17 protein-coding genes and 3 tRNA genes are annotated in these 21,745 nt (G+C 58.7%); 8 read left to right on the top strand and 12 right to left on the bottom strand.

Annotated elements, in window-relative coordinates; genetic code table 11:
* Positions 1-35 precede the first annotated feature (35 nt).
* From HMPREF3143_RS26485 to HMPREF3143_RS17505, 3 genes are all read left to right on the top strand, one after another.
* Positions 36-128 carry a DUF5951 family protein gene (locus HMPREF3143_RS26485; RefSeq protein ID WP_219358334.1) on the top strand — a complete coding sequence of 31 codons (93 nt, stop codon included), beginning with the start codon at positions 36-38 and terminating at the stop codon, positions 126-128.
* Between the two features lie 63 nt (positions 129-191).
* Positions 192-1,646, top strand: coding sequence for a multidrug efflux MATE transporter EmmdR (gene emmdR / locus HMPREF3143_RS17500; protein ID WP_021241423.1), 1,455 nt, complete (start codon positions 192-194; stop codon positions 1,644-1,646).
* Positions 1,647-1,749: 103 nt separating this feature from the next.
* Positions 1,750-1,825, top strand: a tRNA-Asn gene (locus tag HMPREF3143_RS17505).
* 61 nt (positions 1,826-1,886) lie between these two features.
* On the opposite strand, the gene HMPREF3143_RS17510 is transcribed toward HMPREF3143_RS17505, so the two are convergent.
* The 3 genes from HMPREF3143_RS17510 to shiA all read right to left on the bottom strand — a co-directional run bounded on the left by HMPREF3143_RS17510 (position 1,887) and on the right by shiA (position 6,519).
* Complete coding sequence (locus HMPREF3143_RS17510; RefSeq protein WP_070533852.1) at positions 1,887-3,659, bottom strand: aminopeptidase P family protein; 1,773 nt, start codon at positions 3,657-3,659, stop codon at positions 1,887-1,889.
* An 18-nt stretch (positions 3,660-3,677) separates the two neighbouring features.
* A complete protein-coding gene (locus tag HMPREF3143_RS17515) occupies positions 3,678-5,132 on the bottom strand; it encodes an AMP nucleosidase (RefSeq protein ID WP_070533854.1) in 1,455 nt (484 codons plus the stop codon).
* Between the two features lie 73 nt (positions 5,133-5,205).
* Positions 5,206-6,519: a shikimate transporter gene (shiA, locus tag HMPREF3143_RS17520; RefSeq protein WP_044596677.1), complete on the bottom strand. Its 1,314-nt coding sequence runs from the start codon at positions 6,517-6,519 to the stop codon at positions 5,206-5,208.
* A gap of 191 nt (positions 6,520-6,710) precedes the next feature.
* Here shiA and ldtA point away from each other — a divergent pair, with 191 nt between their 5' ends.
* Positions 6,711-7,610: a L,D-transpeptidase gene (gene ldtA / locus HMPREF3143_RS17525; RefSeq protein WP_070533856.1), complete on the top strand. Its 900-nt coding sequence runs from the start codon at positions 6,711-6,713 to the stop codon at positions 7,608-7,610.
* A gap of 144 nt (positions 7,611-7,754) precedes the next feature.
* Here the strand turns inward: ldtA and HMPREF3143_RS17530 are convergent.
* Positions 7,755-7,830 (bottom strand) — tRNA-Asn (locus HMPREF3143_RS17530).
* 320 nt (positions 7,831-8,150) lie between these two features.
* Between HMPREF3143_RS17530 and nac the strand changes: the two genes are divergently transcribed.
* Together nac and cbl are read left to right on the top strand one after the other, a co-directional pair.
* A complete protein-coding gene (gene nac / locus HMPREF3143_RS17535; RefSeq protein ID WP_008499475.1) occupies positions 8,151-9,068 on the top strand; it encodes a nitrogen assimilation transcriptional regulator NAC in 918 nt (305 codons plus the stop codon).
* 96 nt (positions 9,069-9,164) lie between these two features.
* Positions 9,165-10,115, top strand: coding sequence for an HTH-type transcriptional regulator Cbl (gene cbl / locus HMPREF3143_RS17540; RefSeq protein WP_023293762.1), 951 nt, complete (start codon positions 9,165-9,167; stop codon positions 10,113-10,115).
* 43 nt (positions 10,116-10,158) lie between these two features.
* Here cbl and HMPREF3143_RS17545 read toward each other — a convergent pair whose 3' ends face one another.
* Positions 10,159-10,767, bottom strand: a complete 609-nt coding sequence (locus tag HMPREF3143_RS17545; RefSeq protein WP_070533858.1) for a glutathione S-transferase family protein — start codon at positions 10,765-10,767, stop codon at positions 10,159-10,161.
* Between the two features lie 170 nt (positions 10,768-10,937).
* Between HMPREF3143_RS17545 and gcvA the strand changes: the two genes are divergently transcribed.
* Positions 10,938-11,849 (top strand): transcriptional regulator GcvA, encoded by a 912-nt coding sequence (gene gcvA / locus HMPREF3143_RS17550; RefSeq protein WP_070533860.1) that lies wholly within the window; start codon positions 10,938-10,940, stop codon positions 11,847-11,849.
* Positions 11,850-11,857: 8 nt separating this feature from the next.
* Here the strand turns inward: gcvA and HMPREF3143_RS17555 are convergent, their stop codons facing one another.
* Positions 11,858-12,796 (bottom strand): LysR family transcriptional regulator, encoded by a 939-nt coding sequence (locus HMPREF3143_RS17555; protein WP_032652614.1) that lies wholly within the window; start codon positions 12,794-12,796, stop codon positions 11,858-11,860.
* A 141-nt stretch (positions 12,797-12,937) separates the two neighbouring features.
* On the opposite strand from HMPREF3143_RS17555, the gene HMPREF3143_RS17560 reads away from it, so the two are divergent.
* Positions 12,938-13,339, top strand: coding sequence for a RidA family protein (locus HMPREF3143_RS17560; RefSeq protein ID WP_039266693.1), 402 nt, complete (start codon positions 12,938-12,940; stop codon positions 13,337-13,339).
* Between the two features lie 107 nt (positions 13,340-13,446).
* Here HMPREF3143_RS17560 and HMPREF3143_RS17565 read toward each other — a convergent pair.
* From HMPREF3143_RS17565 to HMPREF3143_RS17590, 6 genes are all read right to left on the bottom strand, one after another.
* Positions 13,447-13,522: transfer RNA gene (locus HMPREF3143_RS17565), tRNA-Asn, on the bottom strand.
* A gap of 164 nt (positions 13,523-13,686) precedes the next feature.
* Complete coding sequence (locus HMPREF3143_RS17570; RefSeq protein WP_070533862.1) at positions 13,687-15,876, bottom strand: TonB-dependent siderophore receptor; 2,190 nt, start codon at positions 15,874-15,876, stop codon at positions 13,687-13,689.
* Between the two features lie 26 nt (positions 15,877-15,902).
* Positions 15,903-17,228 carry a lysine N(6)-hydroxylase/L-ornithine N(5)-oxygenase family protein gene (locus HMPREF3143_RS17575; RefSeq protein WP_023325591.1) on the bottom strand — a complete coding sequence of 442 codons (1,326 nt, stop codon included), beginning with the start codon at positions 17,226-17,228 and terminating at the stop codon, positions 15,903-15,905.
* The gene (iucC, locus tag HMPREF3143_RS17580; RefSeq protein ID WP_070533863.1) at positions 17,225-18,952 is read right to left on the bottom strand and encodes an IucA/IucC family protein; all 1,728 of its coding nucleotides are present in this window, start codon (positions 18,950-18,952) and stop codon (positions 17,225-17,227) included. Before iucC ends, HMPREF3143_RS17575 begins: the two co-directional genes overlap by 4 nt.
* The gene (locus HMPREF3143_RS17585) at positions 18,949-19,896 is read right to left on the bottom strand and encodes a GNAT family N-acetyltransferase (RefSeq protein ID WP_023325589.1); all 948 of its coding nucleotides are present in this window, start codon (positions 19,894-19,896) and stop codon (positions 18,949-18,951) included. The genes iucC and HMPREF3143_RS17585 overlap by 4 nt, the downstream gene beginning before the upstream one ends.
* Positions 19,896-21,638 (bottom strand): IucA/IucC family protein, encoded by a 1,743-nt coding sequence (locus tag HMPREF3143_RS17590; RefSeq protein ID WP_070533865.1) that lies wholly within the window; start codon positions 21,636-21,638, stop codon positions 19,896-19,898. The genes HMPREF3143_RS17585 and HMPREF3143_RS17590 overlap by 1 nt, the downstream gene beginning before the upstream one ends.
* Positions 21,639-21,745: the final 107 nt, after the last annotated feature.

Here is a 21,745-nt window from a genome sequence, read left to right on the forward strand (position 1 = left end):
CGCCGTTCTACCGACTGAACTACAGAGGAATCGTTGTGGAGGCTTATCTTAGCGGCGAAAAAACTTTTGTCAAACCTGATCTTAGGGAAAATCGACTGATTGCTGATTCTGTCGTCAGTTTGTTGTAATTCCACACATCTTTTTTCAGGAAAATACTTTGCAGGATTAGCATTTCTCCCCCATCATTTGAAATGGAGTTTCAACTTTTCTCGCTAAGGTCCATTTTGAACGTCACTGCCTCCTTACGCCAGGCGATCGCGCGCACGCCATGGTATGCAAAACGTAAAAGCTATCGTGTCCTGTTCTGGCGTGAAATCACCCCTCTTGCTGTGCCTATCTTCCTGGAAAATACCTGCGTTCTGCTGATGGGGGTACTGAGCACCTTCCTGGTGAGCTGGCTGGGGAAAGAGGCGATGGCGGGGGTCGGGCTGGCGGACAGCTTTAACATGGTGGTGATGTCTTTTTTTGCTGCCATCGATCTCGGGACGACGGTGGTGGTGGCTTTTAGCCTCGGCAAGCTCGATCCCAAACGTGCGCGCGAGGCAGCCCGCCAGTCGCTGATGATCATGACTGTCTTTTCGATTGTTCTGGCGGCGGTGATTCACTATTTCGGTAAAGAGATTATCGACTTTGTCGCCGGGGAAGCCACGAACGAGGTTAAAGACCTGGCGCTGACCTATCTGGAGATGACCGTTATCAGCTATCCGGCGGCGGCTATCGCGTTGATTGGCAGCGGCGCGCTGCGCGGGGCAGGTAACACCAAAATTCCGCTCCTGATCAACGGCGGAATGAATATCCTGAATATCATCATCAGCAGCGTGCTGATCTACGGCGTGTTCTCGTGGGACGGGCTGGGGTTCGTCGGCGCTGGACTGGGGCTAACCATTTCACGCTATATCGGTGCGGCGGCGATTATCGGCGTGCTGATGGCGGGGATCACCCCCTCGCTGCGCCTCACGCTGAAGAGCTATTTCCGCCCCTTTAACTTCGCCATTATCTGGGAAGTGATGGGGATCGGCATTCCCGCCAGTATTGAGTCGGTGCTGTTTAACGGCGGGAAGCTGCTGACGCAGATGTTTGTCGCCGGGATGGGCACCGACGTGATCGCCGGTAACTTCATCGCCTTTTCTATCGCCTCGCTGATTAACCTGCCGGGTAACGCGCTGGGTTCGGCCTCGACTATCATTACCGGGAAACGGCTCGGGAAAGGGCAGATTGGCCAGGCTGAGCGGCAGCTGCGCCACGTTTTCTGGCTGTCAACCATTGGACTGACCGTGATAGCCTGGGGAACGGCGCCGTTTGCCGGGCTGATGGCCTCGTTCTATACCCACGAAGAGGACGTTAAAGAGGTCGTTAAAATCCTCATCTGGCTCAATGCGGCCTTTATGCCCATCTGGGCGGCCTCATGGGTACTGCCAGCCGGGCTGAAGGGCGCGCGTGACGCCCGCTTTGCGATGTGGGTGTCGATGCTCGGCATGTGGGGATGTCGCGTTGTGGCGGGGTATACGCTCGGGGTGATGCTCGGATGGGGCGTAGTCGGCGTCTGGCTGGGTATGTTCTTGGACTGGGCCGTACGGGGCGCGCTGTTCTACTGGCGCATGGTCAGCGGGCGCTGGCTGTGGAAATACCCGCGGAAAAATGCCTGACAATTGCGCGAAGTGGAGAATAAATCGGCAAACGATCGGAAATATGCATTCTGCCTTTGACATCATGGGGGAGCATCGATAATATGCGCCCCGTTCACACGATTCCTCTGTAGTTCAGTCGGTAGAACGGCGGACTGTTAATCCGTATGTCACTGGTTCGAGTCCAGTCAGAGGAGCCAAATTTGAAAAGCCTGCTTTTAAAGCAGGCTTTTTGCTTTTCTGCGTCGGGTAAAAGCCGCACTATCCGTTCACACGAACCGGTGCCGTCGCCTCTTCCAGCCACGAACGCGCATCGCTGTTCACCCGTGGTGACAGCGCCTCACGCACCTGCTGGTGATACGCATCCAGCCACGCTTTTTCCTGTTCGCTCAACAGATCCAGCTCGACCTGGCTTAAATCAATCGGGATCAGCGTCAGCGAGGCAAATTTACAGAATCCCGGACGGCTCTCCACAATCTCCACCTGGTTTTCAATGCGAATCCCGTGGCTATCGCCCAGATAGTAGCCAGGTTCAATCGTCATGATATTGCCCGCCACCAGCGGCCACGGGTTGACCTTTTTGGCAATGCGATGCGGGTTCTCATGGATCAGAAGCTGATGCCCCACGCCATGCCCTGTGCCGTGATCGTAATCCAGCCCCATCTCCCACAGCGGACGACGCGCGAAGGCATCCAGCTGATGCCCCTGAGTGCCAGAGGGGAACTGCAGGGTAATGAGCGACAGAAAGCCTCTCAGCACGGCGGTGTAGTGCAGGCGCTGCTGCGGGTCGACCTTACCCCATGCCAGCGTGCGCGTGGCGTCGGTGGTGCCATTAACGTACTGACCGCCGGAATCGTTCAGGTAAAAATGATCATGGCCGATGGGCTTGTTGCTGGCCTCGCTCGAATGATAGTGGCACATCGCCGCATTGCTCGAAGAGGCGGAGATGGTCGCAAAGCTTTGCTCGATAAACCCGGGCTGCTGTTGACGGAACGCGAGCTGCTGCGCCTGCACTTCCAGCTCGGTGAGCGGATTTCCTGCCGCCTCGCGCAGCGGCACTTCGCGGCTCAGCCAGGCCAGGAAGTTGACCCAGGCGGCACCGTCCTGGTGATGGCACGCGCGATACCCAGCCAGCTCGATCGGGTTTTTGGTGGCCTTCATCAGGGTGATGGGATCGGTTCGCCAGACAATCTCTCCCCGTGGTTCAATGGCAAAGCGCAGGGCGACCGGAGCGGAATCGGCATCAACCATCACCCGTTTGCCTGCAGCAATCTGCTGACAGCGTTCGATGAAGGCGTCCTGCGGCGCAATCGTAAACGCATTGCGCACCTCTTCAGGCAGGGCGCCGAGCTTGTTGTCGTTTACAAACCACTCAACGTGGCCGTCACGACTCAGCAGGGCAAATGAGAGCGGTACCGGACTGGTTGGGATATCTGAGCCCCTTACGTTGAGCAGCCATGCAATGTTATCCGGCAGCGTAACGGCCAGATAATCAGCATTGTTCGCGGCCAGCACGGCAGCGACGCGCTGACGTTTGTCCTGGCTGCTTTCACCGCTTACTTCAACCGGCATTTCACGAATAAGCCCCGCCGGTGCGGCAGGGCGATCGGTCCATAAGGCGTCAAACGGCGAAACCTTCAGCGGTACCAGCTTGCACGGCGTGGCGGACAGTTGCTCAAACTCCGTATTGGTCATCAGCAGTGCGTCAAAACCGATGCGCGTGCCTGCCTCCACGTTTTCTGTCAGCCATTCAGCCAGCGGCTCGTTGTGCAGGTGGTGAATTTCAATCTCGTCCAGATTCACCTGAACGCGGGCCTGCACCTGATAGCGCCCGTCGACGAACAGCAGCGCTTTATCCTTCAGTACCAGCGCGACGCCGGCAGAACCGTCAAAGCCCGTCAGCCAGGCCAGCTTTTCGTCACAGGGCGCGCAGTATTCGCTCTGCCACGCATCCGCACGCGGGACGATCATCCCGTCGAGATGGCTGGCCTCAAGCCAGTGGCGCAGGGCAGAGAGCGGAGAGGTGCTGGACATGGTTATTCCTTATCGTTATTAGCGGAACGGCGGCTCGTTGAAGGTGCGCAGCTTGCGGGAAAGCAGTCTGTCACCTTCCGCCCGAAGCAGGTCGATGGCGCGAATGCCAATTTGCAGATGCTCTGAGATAGCCCCTTCATAGAAACGGTTGGCCTGGCCCGGCAGCTTAATTTCGCCGTGCAGCGGTTTATCGGAGACGCACAGCAGCGTGCCGTACGGGACGCGGAAGCGATAGCCCTGTGCGGCGATGGTGGCGCTCTCCATATCAATGGCCACCGCGCGGCTCAGGTTGAACCGCAGCGCGGAGGCTGAGTAACGCAACTCCCAGTTGCGGTCATCCGTCGTGACGACCGTACCGGTGCGCAGGCGCTGCTTAACTTCTTCACCCGGCATGCCGCTGACCTCTTTGGTCGCGTCATACAGCGCGCGCTGTACTTCGGCGATGCTCGGGATCGGGATATCCGGCGGCAGCACCGCATCAAGCACATGGTCATCGCGCAGATAGGCGTGGGCGAGCACGTAGTCGCCAATCAGCTGGCTTTCACGCAGGCCGCCGCAGTGACCAATCATCAGCCACACGTCAGGGCGCAGTACCGCCAGATGGTCGCAGATGGTTTTGGCATTCGACGGGCCGACGCCAATGTTGATCAGGGTGATCCCCTGACCGTCGGCGGTGATCAGGTGCCAGGCGGGCATCTGGTGTTTTTTCCACGCCAGGTCGGAGATGGCCTGCTCGGGCGCTTCGGTCTCTGCGGTGATCCAGATCCCGCCCGCGCAGGAGAGGGCGATATACGGGCTTTCCGGGTCGAGGATCTGGCTGCATCCCCAGCGGACAAACTCGTCGACGTAGCGGGTGTAGTTGGTAAAGAGCACGAACGGCTGAAAATGTTCAGCGGGCGTACCGGTGTAGTGGCGCAGTCGCGCCAGGGAGAAATCGACCCGGCGGGCGTCAAAGTGCGACAGAGGAGAAAATTCTGCCGGGTGATAAATCCCGTCGGCGGTCTCATCGCCAATCTGCGACAGTTCCGTCGTCGGGAAGTGGCGGGTCAGCCCCGCGCTCATGGAACGGTCAAGGGTTAACGCCGAACCGTCAATTACGTACGGATAGGGGATCTCATGCTGCGAGGGCTCAACGGCAATGTGCGCGCCGTAATCCTGGTACAACAGCGTAAGTTGTTCTTCAAGATACGGGCGGAACAGGGCCGGGCGGGTGACGGTGGTGCTGTAGCAGCCGGAGTGGGTAAAACGGGCGTAGGCGCGGGTTTTTGGCGTCGTGCTGGCGCTGCCGTCCCAGGTCACAGAGAGCGATGGATAAACAAAAAGGCCCTCGTTTCTGGCCTTTTGGTCGGGAAGTTTCCCTGTATCGATATATTCGCTGATGGCGCTGCGCAGCGCATTGACGGACTGTTCATACAGCGCGTCGAGTTTTTCCAGCGCCTGAGCCGGGGTCAGGCTGGAGCCCTTATTATTCATCTCTGTCTCCTTGTTCCACAGGTGTGCGACTCTATCCGATAGTATGTCACACGCCTGTGAAACAAAAGGGCGATCAGGTGTGGCGGGGCTCTTTCATCACCAGGGCCGTCGCAGCAGAGAGCAGGCAACCGGCCAGCAGATAAATCGCCACGCTGTGCCAGTTTCCGCCGGAGAAGGTCACCAGCGCGGCGGCAATAAATGGCGTAAACCCGCCGCCGACCACGCTTGCAACCTGGTAACCCACGCCCGCGCCGCTGTAGCGGTAGCTGGCGCCGAACAGTTCGGTAAACATCGGCTGCTGGACGCAGACCACCATGTCGTGAGCGACGTTGGCGAGCATGATGGCGAAGAAGACAATCCAGAAGATCGACTGTGCCTCCAGCGCCATAAAGAATGGCCAGGCGCTGAGGGTGCCCACCAGCGCCCCGGTGATATAGACGCGACGGCGGCCAAAGCGGTCCGCCAGCCAGGCGAAGCAGGGGATGGTCAGGCAGCTGATCCCGCCAACCACCAGGCCGATATTCAGGAACAGTTCACGCGGCAGGCCGAGGTTCTGCGTCGAGTAGTTCAGGGCAAACGCGGTGACGATATACATCGTCAGCAGTTCACACAGGCGCAGGGCAATAATTTTCAGAAAAGCGCCAGGATGCCGGACGAGTGCCTCCATGACCGGCAGCCTTTTTTTGACGGCCGGTTTTTCCTGCTGCTTTTCGAACTCTGCCGACTCCTCCATGCCGTTACGGATCCACAGCGCGGCGATGACCAGCACGATGCTGAAGATGAACGGAATGCGCCAGCCCCAGCTCAGGAACTGCTCGTCGGTGGTGAGCTGGCTGATCAAGGAGACCAGCCCGGTAGAAAGAAGCAGACCCACGCCGTATCCGACCTGCACGCCGCTGCTGTAAAACGCTTTCTTATTTTTGGGCGCGCTCTCAACGGATAGCAGCGCCGCGCCGCCCCATTCACCGCCCACGGCGAAGCCCTGAATCGCCCGTAATGTCACCAGCAATGCCGGTGCCCACCAGCCAATCGCGGAAAACGACGGGAGAATGCCAATCAGCGCCGTGGCGATCCCCATCATCCAGACGGTAAGCATCAGCATGCGCTTGCGGCCGAGGCGGTCGCCAAAGTGGCCGAAGATCACCCCGCCCAGCGGGCGAAACAGAAAACCGACGCCGAAGGTGGCAAACGCGGCGAGGGTGCCCATCGCGGGGCTGACCTGCGGAAAAAATTCGCGGTTAAACACCAGCGCGGCGGTAATGCCGTAGAGCAGAAAATCATACCAGTCGACGACGGCACCCGCGAAGCTGCCGAGTGCGGCGCGGCGGGCACGATTGAGCGAAGGTGTCTCCTCGTTGGGATGTGTGGAGGTGAGAGTGGAGTCCATAGTTGTCCTGTCTGCACTGATTTTTAATTATTGGTATAAGAAAAGGTCACTCACATAGCGGCCGTCATATAAACGGAACCTATGAGACTACCGCGACAGGGGGCCTGTGCAAACTGATTTTATTTCCTGATGGGTAATGCAAAACGGCTACGCTATGCTTACTAAAGAGCGAAGCGACTGAGGAAGGGAATATGTGTCGTAAAATGGCGTTGGGCTGTCTTGCTGCGTTACTCATCAGCCAGAGCGTGCAGGCGGTGAGCTATCCTTTACCGCCGGCGGGCAGTCGCCTGGTGGGGAGCTCGCAGGTCATTACCGTGCCGGATCATAATACGTTACCGCTTGAGGCGTTTGCCGCGCAGTACGGGCAGGGGTTGAGCAATATGCTGGAAGCGAACCCGGGCGTGGATCCTTTTTTGCCCAAATCCGGCACCCGGCTGGTCATTCCCCAGCAGCTGATTTTGCCCGACACCGTTCGCGAGGGGATTGTCGTTAACGTGGCGGAAATGCGTCTCTACTATTACCCGCCGGGCAGCAATACCGTTGAAGTGCTGCCCATCGGCATCGGTCAGGCCGGGCGCGAAACCCCGCGTAACTGGGTAACGGCGGTTGAACGTAAGCAGGTGGGACCCACCTGGTCTCCGACGCCCAATACGCGCCGTGCCTATGCGGCAGAGGGAAAAACGCTGCCTGCCTTCGTGCCCGCCGGGCCGGATAACCCGATGGGGCTGTATGCAATCTATATCGGCAGGCTGTATGCCATACACGGCACAAACTCCAATTTCGGCATCGGGCTGCGGGTGAGCCAGGGCTGTATTCGTTTGCGGAATAACGACATCAAATACCTGTTTGATAATGTCCCTGTCGGCACCCGCGTGCAGCTTATCGATCGGCCCGTTAAAGTCACCTCCGAGCCGGACGGTAGCCGCTGGGTGGAAGTGCATGAGCCGTTGTCACGTAACCGCGCGGAATTTGAATCGACCCGGAAAGTGCCGCTGCCGATATCGACCGCGCTGCGGACAGAGTTGATCAACGAGGGTGCAGGTGCTGAGCTGGAACGGCGGTCAGGGATGCCGGTGAAGCTCGGCAATTGAGGACATTTTCGCCGGGTGGCGGCGTCGCCTTACCCGGCCTACGATTCGAGGTTTTTGTCGGTCGGGTAAGGCGCAGCCGCCACCCGAAATTTTACCCGACGCAGAAAAGCAAAAAGCCTGCTTTAAAAGCAGGCTTTTCAAATTTGGCTCCTCTGACTGGACTCGAACCAGTGACATACGGATTAACAGTCCGCCGTTCTACCGACTGAACTACAGAGGAATCGTGTGAACGGGGCGCATATTATCGACCTGCGTTCACCTTGTCAAAGGGTGGATCGCCGCCTTTTGATCGTTTGCTGACAAAATCGGCAAAGTGCTGTTTTTGACAGCGGAATGCACCGCTTTGGTGCGGATATACCTCTAATGGGGCAGATCATAAACTGCTGTTTCGGTAATAAAACCCCCCTCCATGATTAGGTTTCCTTATTTTCAGGCGCTTAGCGCCCAATTCAGACCGCCTGGTAAAAGTGGCATTCATATTGCAAAACCTGTTCAACAACGACAGCCGGTTCCGGCACAGCATTTCGAACAGGGGGCAAAATGAACTTAAGACGACTGAAATACTTCGTAAAAATCGTCGATATCGGCAGCCTGACTCAAGCAGCAGAAGTGCTGCATATCGCGCAGCCTGCGCTGAGCCAGCAGGTGGCTACTCTGGAAGGCGAGATGGATCAGCAGCTGTTGATCCGTACCAAACGCGGCGTCACGCCAACGGAAGCCGGAAAAATTCTCTATACCCATGCGCGCACGATTCTGCGCCAGTGCGAGCAGGCGCAGCTGGCGGTGAATAACGTGGGCCAGACCCTGAGCGGACACGTTTCTATTGGCCTGGCGCCGGGAACGGCCGCGTCCTCTATTACCATGCCGCTGCTGCAGGCCGTTCGCGCTGAGCTGCCTGAAGTGCTGGTGTACCTGCACGAAAACAGCGGGTCTGTACTGAATGACAAACTGCTCAACGGCCAGCTGGACATGGCGGTCCTTTACGATCGCTCCCCGGTGGCCGGGATCACCAGCCAGCCGCTGCTGAAAGAAGATCTCTACCTCGTGGGCACCCGCGACTGTCCGGGCCAGAGTGTCGACCTTACCGCCGTGGCAGAGATGAACCTCTATCTGCCGCGCGACTACAGCGCCGTGCGCGTGCGCGTGGACGAAGCGTTCTCCCTGCGCCGCCTGACGGCCAAAATCATCGGCGAAATTGACTCGATCTCCACGCTGACCGCAGCCATTGCCAGCGGCATGGGCGTCACCGTGCTGCCGGAATCCGCCGCGCGTTCGCTGTGCAGCGCGGCGAACGGCTGGATGGCGCGGATCACCACGCCTTCTATGAGCCTGCCGCTCTCGCTGAACATGTCCGCACGCGGTTCGCTGTCGCCACAGGCGCAGGCGGTAAAAGAGATTCTGATGTCGCTGGTCAGCAAGCCGTCGCTTGAGAACCGTGAACTCCAGCTCGTGAGCTGATATTCCATAAAAGCATAAGATGCTGGTTTTTATTATTTGTTCTGCAGCGCAGCTGACTCTAACAATAGAGCTATGTCAGATGTGCCGGAGTGAATCGTGAATTTCCAGCAGCTTAAAATTATCCGTGAGGCGGCCAGGCGGGACTACAACCTGACCGAGGTCGCCAATATGCTTTATACCTCTCAGTCCGGCGTCAGCCGCCATATCCGCGAGCTGGAAGAGGAGCTGGGCATAGAGATCTTTATCCGTCGCGGCAAGCGGCTGCTCGGCATGACGGAGCCGGGTAAAGCATTGCTCACCATCGCTGAGCGGATCCTCAACGAGGCCAGCAACGTGCGTCGCCTGGCGGATCTCTTCACCAATGATGCCTCGGGCGTGCTTACCATTGCCACCACCCACACCCAGGCGCGCTACAGCCTGCCGCCGGTGATTAAGGCGTTCCGCGAACTTTTTCCGGAGGTGCGTCTGGAGCTTATCCAGGGCACGCCGCAGGAAATTGAAGTGCTGCTGCAAAACGGTGGGGCGGATATCGGTATCGCCAGCGAACGCCTGAGCAACGACCCGCTGCTGGTGGCGTTCCCCTGGTTCCGCTGGTATCACAGCTTACTGCTCCCCGTCGATCATCCTCTGAATCAGGTCTCTCCCCTGACGCTGGAAGACATTGCGAAATGGCCGCTCATTACTTATCGCCAGGGGATCACGGGACGCTCGCGCATAGATGAAGCCTTCAATCGTAAAGGGTTAACGCCCGACATCGTGCTGAGCGCGCAGGATTCAGACGTGATCAAAACCTACGTCGAACTGGGTCTGGGCATTGGGCTGGTGGCGGAACAGTCCAGCGGAGAACGCGAGGACGGGAACCTGGTGCGTCTTGACACGCGTCATCTGTTTGACGCCAACACCGTATGGCTTGGCCTGAAGCGCGGACAGCTGCAGCGTAACTATGTGTGGCGCTTTATCGAGCTCTGCAACGCCGGGCTGTCCGTCGATGAGATTAAACGCCAGGTGATGGAGCCGGAAGAAGTGGCGATTGATTATCAGATTTAGGTGCGGGTTTGCCCGGTGGCGCTGCGCTTACCGGGCTCTGCATTTAATTGAACGGATATTTTTTGAAGGCCGACTGCGATTCGAATGATTCGGCAAACGCCTGGATCGTTCTAAAATCCGCTGCGTTAACGACCTGCGGGATCATCGACTGAATAAAAGTCCAGACAACCGTGCTCGTGACGGCAACCTGATCGGGAACGGCGGTGGCGGGACGCCCCTCCAGTAAGGTACTCCATTCCCTGCAGGCCGCCAGCAGCTGGATTGTAATGCGTTCGACCCATGAAACGTGCTGCTTTTCTACCGGGCGCAGGTTGTGTTCATACACATTTTGCACCGCTTTTTCAGCGGCGGCGAGAATAAAGCCCAGCGTCTGAAGATCGTTTGTCTGCGCATCCGGCGCGACGGGCAGGAGTCTCCGCTCGGGGTCGGCCTGAGCCTCAAAATAATTCAGAATCAGCGAGGAATCCATCAGACGTATTCCGTTATCCAGAACCAGCGTCGGGGCTTTTACCGCGGGGTTGATCCGGGAGAATGCGTCGAAGGTGCTAAAGACTGACAGCGGCTGGCTTTCAAACTCAACGCCATAAAGCTCAAGGGAGATCGCCACGCGCCGTACATAAGGTGAATCCATTATGCCAACAAGCTTAATCATCTTTCCCGTTTTCCTGTCTGTGTGAAAGAACGCGTCATTGAAAAGGATGACCCGACATTACAATACAATTTGCATGGCGAATATCTTCAGTATCTTACCGTAAGGGTTAGTATTACTGACATATGGTCAGGTTGCCGCTGTATATCCAGCGCAGATAAGGAAGTGCTTTCATGTCGGATTTTCCACCCATTGCCAGTTTGCGAAGCTTTGAAGCCGTCGCCCGTCTTGGCAGCGTGACGCTGGCGGCGAAAGAACTCCACGTTACCCATTCCGCTATCAGCCAGCAGATCAAAACGCTGGAGGAGATGGTGGGCGTAAAGCTGTTTATCCGTCAGGGGCGAGGAGTGCAGATCAATGAAGAAGGGCGGCTCTATGCCTTACAGGTACGCGAGGCGTTGAACCACATCGCGGATGCTACCCGACTCGTACAGGTGAAGCCGAGAAAGCAGGAGTTGACGCTGGCGATGGTGCCGTCATTTGGATGCCACTGGCTTTTGCCGCGCCTGGAACGCTTTCGGACGAAGTATCCGCTTATTACCCTGCGGATCCAGGCCAGTCTGACGGTCACCAGCCTGCAGCAGGAAGGGATAGATATCGCGATACGGATGGGGCAGGGAAACTGGGAAGGGAGTGAAAGCCATTACCTTTTTTCCGATGAGCTTATTGTGGTGGCCGCACCGGGCTATAACGGGGGCGTGCTGCCCGCTACGCCAGCGGAGATTGCAAAGAGTCATCTTATTTTTTCCATGGAATCGTGGAAAACGTGGTGCGTGAATGCGGGGCTGGAGAAAGAGATCGTGCCTGGCGGTTTATGTATTAACGACTCCAATATCATTATCGAAGCCGTCCGGCTCGGGAAAGGCATCGCGCTGGAGCGCCGCTCTCTGGTTCAGGATGCCATCACCCGAGGTGAACTGGTCCAGCTAACCTCCATCACTGCGCCATATCCCTGGCCTTACTGGCTGGTGACAGCGCAGCCTAAGGAGGAGAAGCCGGAGGTGGGGCTTTTTGAGGCGTGGCTGGATGAGGAGGTGGCGGCCTGGCGGCGAGCGGTGAGTGCTGTGGAAAGTAACCAACCCTAATGAGCGAATCAGGGTCTGGGAGGGAGTGACTTATTATTGGAATTAGGGACATGCTGCTGCATCAATTCAACGATCCAATCAATAAAAACGCGCAGTCTGGCGTTGACGTGGCGGTTAGGCGGAAATGCCAGGTACAGGGGCATTGGCTTAATACGCCAATGTTCGAATAGCCGAATCAAGGAACCGCAAGCCTGATGCGCTTCTGCCATATAGACCGGCAGCGCAATCACGCCTAACCCGGCTAACCCGGCTTCGAGGTAAGCATTGCCATCATCCACGGCAAGGACATAGCTGCCCGTGATGTCAATATGTTCACTCTCACTGCGCAGTACCAGCGGATCAATCTTACCGGTGCGTGAGGACAAGAACCCTACAATGCGATGGTCGGTGTTTTCCAGCTCTCGCGGGTGCGCAGGGGCGCCGAGGCGTTCCACATAGCTCGGTGCGACGTAAACACCGATGTGCAAATCGCCGACGTGGCGTGCGATCAGGGACTGGTCGTTGATTTCGCCACCGCGCAGGACGCAATCCACGTTGTCGCCGATCAGATCCACCACCCGGTCGCTCACGCCCATATCGAACTGGATATCCGGGTAGCGTGCGTGAAAAGCCGGAAGCGCCGGCACCAGGATGAGGCGGGCCAGCGGACTGGGCACGTCTACCCGTAGCCGTCCCCTGGGCGTCATCGTCGCGCTGGACAGGCTGTTTTCAGCATCTTCCATGTCTGCCAGCAGGCGGATGACGCGTTCGTAGTAGACCGCGCCATCGGGGGTCACACCGAGCCTTCGGGTGGTGCGATGGAGCAATTTGACGCGCAGGCGCGCTTCCAGCTGCTGAATGAGCTGCGTCACCGTGGTTTTGCTCATATGAAGCGTTTGGGCAGCCTTTGTGAAACTACCTGCCTCAACCACGCGAGCAAAGGCGCGCATCGCGTCGAAACGATCCATCCCTTATCCTCTCTTTTCACCGATTGTTTGGATATTACAAACAATGATGGACAAAGTCGCTTGTTTATCCGCCCGAACCTGCACCTGTAAAGTGTCTTTATGTTCAACGGGCTGATTTTGCCCTATTGCAAAGGTACAAACATGACAGCACGCGAAGCAGTTTTCCCCTCCGGTCGTCAGGCGCTCTATGAGCGCAATCGCTATTCACCGGCCATCAAATCCAACGGTTTCTTGTTCGTTTCGGGGCAGGTGGGTAGTCGCGAGGATGGTTCGCCTGAACCCGATCTGAAAGCGCAGGTCAGGCTGGCCTTCGATAATCTTAATGCTGTCCTCGCGGCTGCGGGCTGCACGTTCGCTGACGTGGTTGACGTGACCCTCTTTGTCGTCGATCCCGAGTCAAACCTCGACGCTATCTGGAGTATCCTGCCAGAATATTGGGGGGACGCGCCTTATCCTACCTTGACCGGGATCGGCGTGACGTGGCTGTACGGATTTAAGTTTGAGATTAAGGTGATTGCCAGGCTGGATGCGATTCAGAGTTAACTTCAGAGATGCAGTCCCGTAGGTCGGGTAAGGCGAAGCCGCCACCCGACAATTTTACCCGACGCAGAAAAGCAAAAAGCCTGCTTTAAAAGCAGGCTTTTCAAATTTGGCTCCTCTGACTGGACTCGAACCAGTGACATACGGATTAACAGTCCGCCGTTCTACCGACTGAACTACAGAGGAATCGTGTGAACGAGGCGCATAGTAGCGACCTCAGTTCGCCTTGTCAAAGGGTGAAATCGCGCTTTTTGTTCGTTTGCCGATAATTTCAGCAAGTCGCTGATTTTATAGTAAATTTGCTTCGAAATTACACAGCAAAATGCGCCGCCCGCAGGCGGCGCTGAGGATTAGAACAGAACGGAGTAGTTCAGACCAAACGTCCGTCCACGGCCTTTATAGGTATACAGACCCGGTGCACCGTAGGTTGGGCTATACAGCCCCGGCGCGCGCTGGCCCCAGGCGGTGGTGTAGTCTTTGTCCAGCAGGTTCTCCACGCTGAAGCTGACTTTACCCACCGGCAGGGCGTAGCTGCCCAGGAAGTCGACCGTGTTATAGCCATCGATCTTCTTGCCGTCGGCGTCAGAGACGTCAAAGGTCTGCGTGCTCTGCACGCGCAGGGTCCAGTCGCCCGGCGCCCAGTTGACCCACGCGCTGGCTTTCGACGGGCTGGCGCTGTCTACCGTCAGCTTCTCCCATTTCCCGTTTTCGCGGGTTTCCGACTTAATGGCGTTAAAGTTCGCGCCCGTGCTCCAGTCGCTGTCGGTGAAGAAATAGTCCACCTGACCTTCCACCCCGTAGATACGACGCTTGTCGTCTTCCAGGTTGATGGTCATGTCCGTCTTGTTGATGGTGATGGTTTTATCCGAGAGCGAGTAATACGCCGCAACCTGGGTGCGCAGGTTATCCCCGGTGTAGCGCCAGCCCAGCTCATAAGCGTTAACCTTGATACCGTCCAGCTTCGAGTCGTTGACGTTGACGCTGTTCAGCAGGCGATAGTGACCGTTGCTGAGCTGATAGGTCCCGGAGCCGTAGTACTTCGCCAGGTCCGGGATTTCGAAGCCCTGGGAAAAGTTAAACCACAGCTGCTGCTGTTCGGTCAGGCGACCAAGGATCCCGGCGTTAAACAGGAAGTTGTTGTAATCGGTTTTCCCGCCTGGCACCGCGTCGGCGGAGGTAGCTTTCCCGGTAGCGATGGCCTGCTGCTGGGTGTAACCGACAAAGTCGTCCACCTTGTTCTCGGTGTACTGGTAGCGCACGCCGCCGCTCAGGGTGATGGCGTCAATGTCATAGCTGGCCTGCAGGAACGGGGCGAGGTTGGTGATGCTATAACCCGGGTAGCGGCCCACGTTGTAGGCGTTATCCAGCTCCATGCCGCCACTTGCCGCAGCTTTTTTCAGGTTGAAGAACTGCTGGTTGGCGTCGAAGGTTTCGTGGTCGGCATCCATACCCCAGGTCAGCGTCAAATCGTCCACCGGCTTGCTGTTCAGCGTCAGCTTGCCGCCGTAGAAATCGGTTTTCTGCTGCGACGCGCCGATGCTGGTGACCACGCCTTTGGTCAGGGTTGGGAACGGATAGTAGGTCAGGCTCTCGTCGCGATAGTAAATCTGCGCGACCAGATCCTGGCCCCAGAAGTCGGTATTGGAGTACTGCAGGTTGATCAGATGGCGCTCGGTACCCGGCACGCGGTCAGAATCGAGGTTACCTTTGTTGTACGCGGTCGCATCGCCCGTGACCGCCGAGAAGTTCTTCCCGAGATAGAGACCATGCTTGCCGTCGGACTCGCTCTTGTAGTACTGGGTCGTCAGCTGCAGCTGCTGGTGATCGTCAATATTGATGGTGCCTGTGCCCATCACGTCGATACGGTCGGAATACTGTAAGCCGGTCTGGGTGTTATCAATAATCACCTCATCGCCGTTGCCGTCATACCAGCCGCCGTAGCGCTGATACGACACCGACAGACGACCGGAGGCGTTGTCATTGCCGCCGCTGACCGCTGCCGACACGTTCTCATCGTGGTCGTTGTGGCTGTTGAACCCGCTTTTAGCCCCGGTCTGGAATTCGACTTCGGTCTCAGGCTGGCCTTTTTTGGTGACGATGTTCACCAGACCGCCGGTACTGCCGCCGCCGTAGAGTGACGTGGCGCCGGAGATAACCTCGATACGGTCAATGTTGAACGGATCGATAGAGTCCAGCTGGCGGCTGTCGCTGCGGGACGAGTTCAGGCGCACGCCGTCCACCATTACCATCATGGAGCGACCGCGCAGGTTCATGCCGTAGTTGGTACGCCCCTGGCTGCTGACGTCCATGCCCGGAATCAGCTGCGCCAGCACTTCTTTAATCTCTTTCCCGCCCTGAACCTGCTGCTCAATTTCAGCCCGCTCGATGACCCAGGTGGTCTGCGCCATCTCCGCCACGCTGCGGTGCGCGCGGCTGGCGGAGACAACGATATTTTCTTCCTTTTGTTCTTCCGCCCACGCAGAGGTAGAAAGCATTGCAAGCAAGCAAGGATTTAAAACCCAAAGATGAGAACGTTTCATTGTTATGTTGACCCTGATTGTGTGTGTCAGTACTCGGTGGTTTTTGCTAATGATTTAAAAACCTGGCTGTTCTCCGGGCTGGTGGTGCTTCGCCAGTGGATAACGCCGGGGGTGGTAGCCAGCTCAAACGGCTCGTCGGCGTGCGCGCGATTCAGAATTCGCGCCGCGCGCCAGGCCATCAGGCTGAGCTGGGGTTCGGCAATGCCGAGACGGTGCATCCCGGCATTCACGGCAAACAGGCTGTTACTCTGCGGGCCGTCCCATTCGAGGGTGAAATCATTGTTGATGCAGAAGGCTTCGTCCGTATCCAGATGCAGGCGGTGAGACAGCGGCGCCAGGAACGCAGGCTGCACGGCGCGATAGCCGGTGGCGAAAATCACAATGTCACTCTCCATCTGCTCACGGCCGCCGTCGAGGTGATGCTGTATGCTCAGACGCTGTCCGTTTTCCAGGCGCGTCAGGGCCGTCACCGAGCGGGACGGCATCAGGTGCGCCCAGGGTTTTTCACGCAGCACTTCAAAGCGGTGGTACATGGCGCGGTAAATCGCCAGCAGGGACTCGGTGGTGATCCCGTCGGAGGTCATCTTCTGCTCGTGCAGCATCTGACGACGCGCCTCTTCACCGAGCGTGGAGAAGCTGTCCACGTACTCCGGCGTGAAATACTCGTTAGCAAAGGCGGCTTCATCCAGCGCGTTGTAGTTGTTGCGGCGCGAGACCCAGTTCAGGCTCAGCGGCTGGCCCCATTCGCCACGGAAAATATTCAGGAACAGGTCGGCACCGCTCTGGCCGCCGCCGACGACGGTAACGCGCTTGCCCGCGAGATCCGGCGCGCGCAGCATCATCTCGCTGGCATGGAAGCAGCTATCGTCCTGCGTCGTGACGCAGTCCGGCAGGTTGATCTGCTTACCGATCCCCACGCAGACGTGGCGCGCCAGGAAGCGATCGCGCTGGGTCACTACCTCAAACAGGCCGCTTTTCTCATCAAAGCTCACCTGCTGTACCTGCTGGCTGAAGGCGAGGTTGGTGAGGTTGTCCGCCGCCCAGCACAGGTAGTCGGCAAACTCCTCCCGTGAAACGGTGCGCTGCTCGGTGGTCAGGAAGCGGTAGAATTTTTTACGCTGCACCAGGTAGTTCAGGAAGCTGTGGCGGTTGGTCGGCTCCACGGCGCTGACCAGATCCTTCAGGAAGCTGGTTTGCATGTGGCAGTCCGGCACCATCATCCCCGGGTGCCAGGAAAAGTGCGGTTTGCGCTCAAGAAACAGCGAGCTAAAGCCGTCCAGCCCTTCTGCGAGGGCGGCGATGCTAAGGTTAAACGGGCCGATACCAATGCCGATGAAATCATAGGTTTTCATTGCGCGGACTCCCGGGAGGCCAGAAAAAGAGGGTTATCAAGGTCGGTGACGTAGTTCGGCAGCATGCGGCTGCCGCCGTCGTGTTCGGAGAAGGTCAGTTTGACCGGGTTGAGGATCACGCGAATAATTTGCGGCTTGAACAGGTCGAACTTCGCAAAGCGCTCGGCAAGCTCGGGGTGCGCGGCCATATAGCGGTGCAGAACGCCGGCTAGGATCTGATAGAAACGCGTTTCGCTGACGCCGCTTTGCCGCGTGAGGCGTGAAATAAAGCGCAGCACCGTCACAAAGTTGCCGGTTTGCAGGTCGTGGATGATGTAATCCGCGCTCAGGCGCGCCGTCACCGCTTTTACCTGCTCCGGCAGGCTCTGCGCCTGCGGGAAATCCTCGTCCACCAGGCGCATATCGCCCTGGAAATCCTTCAGCAGGATGCGCTGCGGGACGTAGTCCTTCATCACCAGCGTCACGTTCTGGCCGTGGGCAATCAGCGCCACGCCGTAGCGGCAGAGCAGGTGATAGAACGGGATCACCGTTGCCTCAAACAGCTTTTCCAGCCACGCGTCGGCGCTTAGCCCGGAACGGCTGATCCACGCGTCGATGAGCGGGCGCCCGGCGTTATCGGTTTCCATCAGCGCCGCCAGCAGCACCGCCTGTTCGCCCTCCTGCAGATAGCAGGACGGGTTCTCGCGCCAGATCACCCCCAGCATCTCCTGATAGCGGTAGGGCGCTTTCGGCAGCGCCGCATAGCCCGGATGCGACAGATATCCGGCGGCGGGTTCGCCAAGCACCTGTGCGCCAGAGCGGGCAAGCGTAGCGTCGGCGACAAACTGCTGCTGCAGCCAGCGCGAGGCCAGCGGCCCGGCGGCAATGTACTTGCCCGGAATACCGCGATAGCAGGAGGTGTTGTAGATCGTCAGCGGAAGCTTGATGTCAAACGGCGCGCGACGGCTGGCGTTGGTGAGCGTGCGCAGGGACTGCTGCGCCAGGTACTCATCGCCAAACTCGCCCAGCTCAACCATCTCACCGCGTGCCAGCTGCGGCAGGAAATGAATGGCAATCTTCTGCTGCCACTGCCACGGGTGCAGCGGCACCGGCAGCCAGCTCTCGTCGAGGCCCAGCGCCTGCCAGCGGGCGTCAAAGCGGGCGCGCTCGGCGTTGTCCATGGCGCTCGCCAGCAGGGCGCTGATATCGCAATCGGCGTCGCTGCTCCAGACCAGATGCTCCCGCTGAACGGCAATCCAGTGCAGACGAAAACGTTCGCGATACTCAGGCGCGTACTGGCGCAGCGCGTCCAGCCCCCAGCCGCGGCGACCTTTGTTGAAAATAAACTTCGGGTGACCGCGCATCAGGCACTGTAATTCGTCCGGATCGAGGTGGATCAGCGCGTCACGCGCCTGCAGCAGCTGCATGTCGCCGCGCAGCGTGGCGTAGAGATCTTCCATGTGCTCCGCCGTTTGCGCGTCGCTCATCTCCAGCACCGTCGCCAGTTGCAGCAGCGCGCTTTCCGCTTCGACGGCATCGCCGCTGGCGGTGGTCAGGCTGTCCGGGTCGATATGCAGCCAGCCCCAGATCCCGCGCGTGGCGCAAAACTGCCAGGACGCGTTGCCCATGGCGATGCGCCAGCCGTCCGACGAAACCGGCTCGGCGCGCAGGGTGCGCTCGTATTCCAGCTCGGCGAGGATCTTCGCCACCATCTCGCGGTTCACTTTTTCCCAGAGCGCGTTCACAGGCCCACCTCGCTGAAGAACCGGTGACGCTGGCTCATAATGAGGCGCGAGCGTTTATGCGGGAAGTCGAACTCTTTCACCGTGTCAAAACCGGCAGAGGAAAGGTGACGGAACAGGCGCTGGTTGTCGAAGCGCGGCTCGGCCACGATGCGCGCGGTGCGCGGTTCATCGAGATACAGATAGTGGCTCAGACCGCGCAGCCAGCTGCGGATGTACTGCGCGCCGCGCCAGTTCTCTTCCCCCACCAGCATGTGTAGCCCGCGGTCAAACGGCTGCCAGCGGTAGTGGCGGCCAATGCGGTCTTCCGGTGCCCAGTAGAGTTCAAAATAGCCAAACGGTTGATCGTCGAAGCAGCCGATAACCGGGTAACAGTAGGTCGAGTCGAGCTGACGGCGCAGGTAGTTTTCCTGCTCGGCCTGCGGGCCCGCCATCTCCCAGAAGGCGTTCACGCGCGGGTTATTCATCCAGCGGGTAAAACGCTCGCCGTCCAGCGCCACGTCGGCCACGCGGAAGCTGAGGGTACGCTTAATTTGCGGATCGTAACGGCGATACACCTCACCCTGCGGGCGGCGAGGGCGCAGCGGGAAGTACAGTTGACGGCTCTCGTCAAACTGCATTCCGCCGCTCGCCTGCGGGCGTTCGCCCTTCAGCCACAGCGGCAGCTGCCAGAAGGCGTCGCGCGCCAGATAATCACCGTGGGCCCGGCCAAACAGCGCCTGCGCCTGGGGTTCATCCTGCCAGTCCGCCCACGGCAACGTAATGCCGGTCAGCGCGGGGGCGGCCACAAACAGCTGATCCAGGGCTTCCACCAGCCAGCCGTCCGGGATCCCCTTCAGACGCTCCAGCACCGCGCTGCCGTCGAGACCCAACGCCAGCGGCAGGGCGCGATCCGTTGCGGTGCAGTGAAAGCCGTAGCCGGAATGGACGATATTCGCGATAGCCATCACGCCTTCTCCTTGTAGAACGGGTTGCTAAAGTCGAAATAGATCACCGCCGGATCGGCGATGGTGTTTTCATTGCGATCGTGCAGGTAGCAGAAGAAGTTGCCTTTGCAGTTCCAGGTCGGGCTGTCGAGCACGTAGTCGAGGCAGCGGGTCTGCTTCGCCGTGCGGCGCAGTTCTGCCAGCGCGTCGCGCACCCGGGACATCAGGCTCTCTTCGCTGTCGAAACCGGCGGCGGCGAGGGCGGCGGTGACGGCAAGGGTAGAGTTCAGCAGCAGGTAGTAAGGGAAGTAGCGCAGCAGCTGGCTCTCGCCGAAGCGGTTTTCCACCTCAGTTTCGCCAGCTTCTTTCAGCCACGCGTCAGCGCTTTCGGTCCACGCGCTACCCTGGCAGTCGCGATAGATCAGCCCGACCGGGAAATCCTGCTGCATCTCAACGAGGATATTTTGCTGGTGCGCCAGCAGGACCAGACCGTAGTCCGCCTCGGCGCTGAACAGCGGAAGCAATACGCGGTCGCAGTAGGCGTCCAGCCAGCAGCGGGCGGCCTGGGCGAGCGGGAGATCCAGACGCTGGCTCAGACGGCGCACCGCCGCGGCGAGCAGGCTGTCACCGCCGTCCGGCGCGGCCTGCGTCAGGCTCACCAGCACGTTGGTCTGGGTGTCTGGCGTATCGAACAGCAGATTGACGCGCAGGGCCATCAGGCTCTCTTCCTGAATAGTGCCGCTTTCGTCACGCAGCCCCGCCCAGCCGTCTTCCTGCATCACGCGCATGGTCGGGTAGCGTGCCTGTAAATCCTGCCAGCGTTCCGTTTTTGCCAGACGCGCCAGGCGCATGCCGCGCTTCACCTCTTTCACCGACAGCGTGCGCACGGAGTTGGTCAGGCGCACGCTGAGGGAGAACTTAATCATGTCGCTGTTGGTCTCGCTGTGCAGCGAGCGGGAGGAGCTGGTGGGCAGCCACTGTGCGCCCGCTTCACCCAGGTCCTGCAACGAACCGTTTTCCACCAGACGCTGGCACCAGTCCTGCTCCAGCAGATAGTCGGCCTGCCACGGGTGCATCGGCAGCAGCCAGCGGGTGTCGGTAAAGTGGCCGAGCAGCTCGGGCGCGCTCTGGGCCGCAAAGCGCAGCAGACGCTCACGCAGGGAGACGTTCAGGCTGTCGCCGGCAACGAGCGTGCTCTCAACGGCAAACCAGCGCAGCGGGAAGCGGGAGGCGAAATCGGGCAAATAGCGGCGCGCCTCGGCTTCGTTGAACGGCTCGTGGGACTTCGGTGCCGGGTGAAACGCATGGCCGACCAGCAGCGCCTGTTCCGCTTCGGCAAACGTCAGCGGCTTATCGCGCAGGGTTGCCCAACTGTGGCGTAAATCAATCGCCTGCCAGGTGTGGGCATGGCTTTCGAGAACGCGCTGCTTAAAACGCGCCAGCGTATCGGCATCCAGCGAGCCTTTTACGGACGGTTTTTCAAGAATTAAATCAACCAGTTGAGGGAAAGTGACGGCGTCACCCCTGTCGCTGTTGCTCTGAATCCGCGTTGCCGGGAAACGGTACTGATGATGCTGGGTGGGTGAGAAATAGCGTACCGGCACCCGAAGCGCCTGGGTTTGGGAAAGCGGGATATGGATCTCAGATAGCGCATCCGCATCGGTAGCGGGGAGATAGCGCCAGTCCTTCGTTTCACGCACCAGGGCGTTTAAAAAGCACTGGGCTGCAACGTCTGTACCGGCGGCGCGGAGCAGAGCACGCATAGATGTACCTCATTCCATGATTGATAATGATTCTCGTTATGATATTCATTCTGTTTACACTCGCAACCATTTTTGCAATATTTGTTTTCATAAACTTCATAATTTCC

The sequence above is a fragment of the Enterobacter sp. HMSC16D10 genome (assembly GCF_001807145.1).
Lineage (GTDB): Bacteria > Pseudomonadota > Gammaproteobacteria > Enterobacterales > Enterobacteriaceae > Enterobacter > Enterobacter roggenkampii.

What these genes read in the sequence shown, in the direction of transcription:
- emmdR (WP_021241423.1), top strand. Translation starts at nt 192, where the DNA reads ATGGAGTTTCAACTTTTCTCGCTAAGGTCCATTTTGAACGTCACTGCC.
- ldtA (WP_070533856.1), top strand. Translation starts at nt 6,711, where the DNA reads ATGTGTCGTAAAATGGCGTTGGGCTGTCTTGCTGCGTTACTCATCAGC.
- gcvA (WP_070533860.1), top strand. Translation starts at nt 10,938, where the DNA reads ATGTCGGATTTTCCACCCATTGCCAGTTTGCGAAGCTTTGAAGCCGTC.
- HMPREF3143_RS17515 (WP_070533854.1), bottom strand. Translation starts at nt 5,132, where the DNA reads ATGAATAATAAGGGCTCCAGCCTGACCCCGGCTCAGGCGCTGGAAAAA.
- HMPREF3143_RS17510 (WP_070533852.1), bottom strand. Translation starts at nt 3,659, where the DNA reads ATGTCCAGCACCTCTCCGCTCTCTGCCCTGCGCCACTGGCTTGAGGCC.
- shiA (WP_044596677.1), bottom strand. Translation starts at nt 6,519, where the DNA reads ATGGACTCCACTCTCACCTCCACACATCCCAACGAGGAGACACCTTCG.
- HMPREF3143_RS17545 (WP_070533858.1), bottom strand. Translation starts at nt 10,767, where the DNA reads ATGATTAAGCTTGTTGGCATAATGGATTCACCTTATGTACGGCGCGTG.
- HMPREF3143_RS17575 (WP_023325591.1), bottom strand. Translation starts at nt 17,228, where the DNA reads ATGAAAACCTATGATTTCATCGGCATTGGTATCGGCCCGTTTAACCTT.
- HMPREF3143_RS17590 (WP_070533865.1), bottom strand. Translation starts at nt 21,638, where the DNA reads ATGCGTGCTCTGCTCCGCGCCGCCGGTACAGACGTTGCAGCCCAGTGC.
- HMPREF3143_RS17560 (WP_039266693.1), top strand. Translation starts at nt 12,938, where the DNA reads ATGACAGCACGCGAAGCAGTTTTCCCCTCCGGTCGTCAGGCGCTCTAT.
- nac (WP_008499475.1), top strand. Translation starts at nt 8,151, where the DNA reads ATGAACTTAAGACGACTGAAATACTTCGTAAAAATCGTCGATATCGGC.
- HMPREF3143_RS17585 (WP_023325589.1), bottom strand. Translation starts at nt 19,896, where the DNA reads ATGGCTATCGCGAATATCGTCCATTCCGGCTACGGCTTTCACTGCACC.
- HMPREF3143_RS17555 (WP_032652614.1), bottom strand. Translation starts at nt 12,796, where the DNA reads ATGGATCGTTTCGACGCGATGCGCGCCTTTGCTCGCGTGGTTGAGGCA.
- HMPREF3143_RS17570 (WP_070533862.1), bottom strand. Translation starts at nt 15,876, where the DNA reads ATGAAACGTTCTCATCTTTGGGTTTTAAATCCTTGCTTGCTTGCAATG.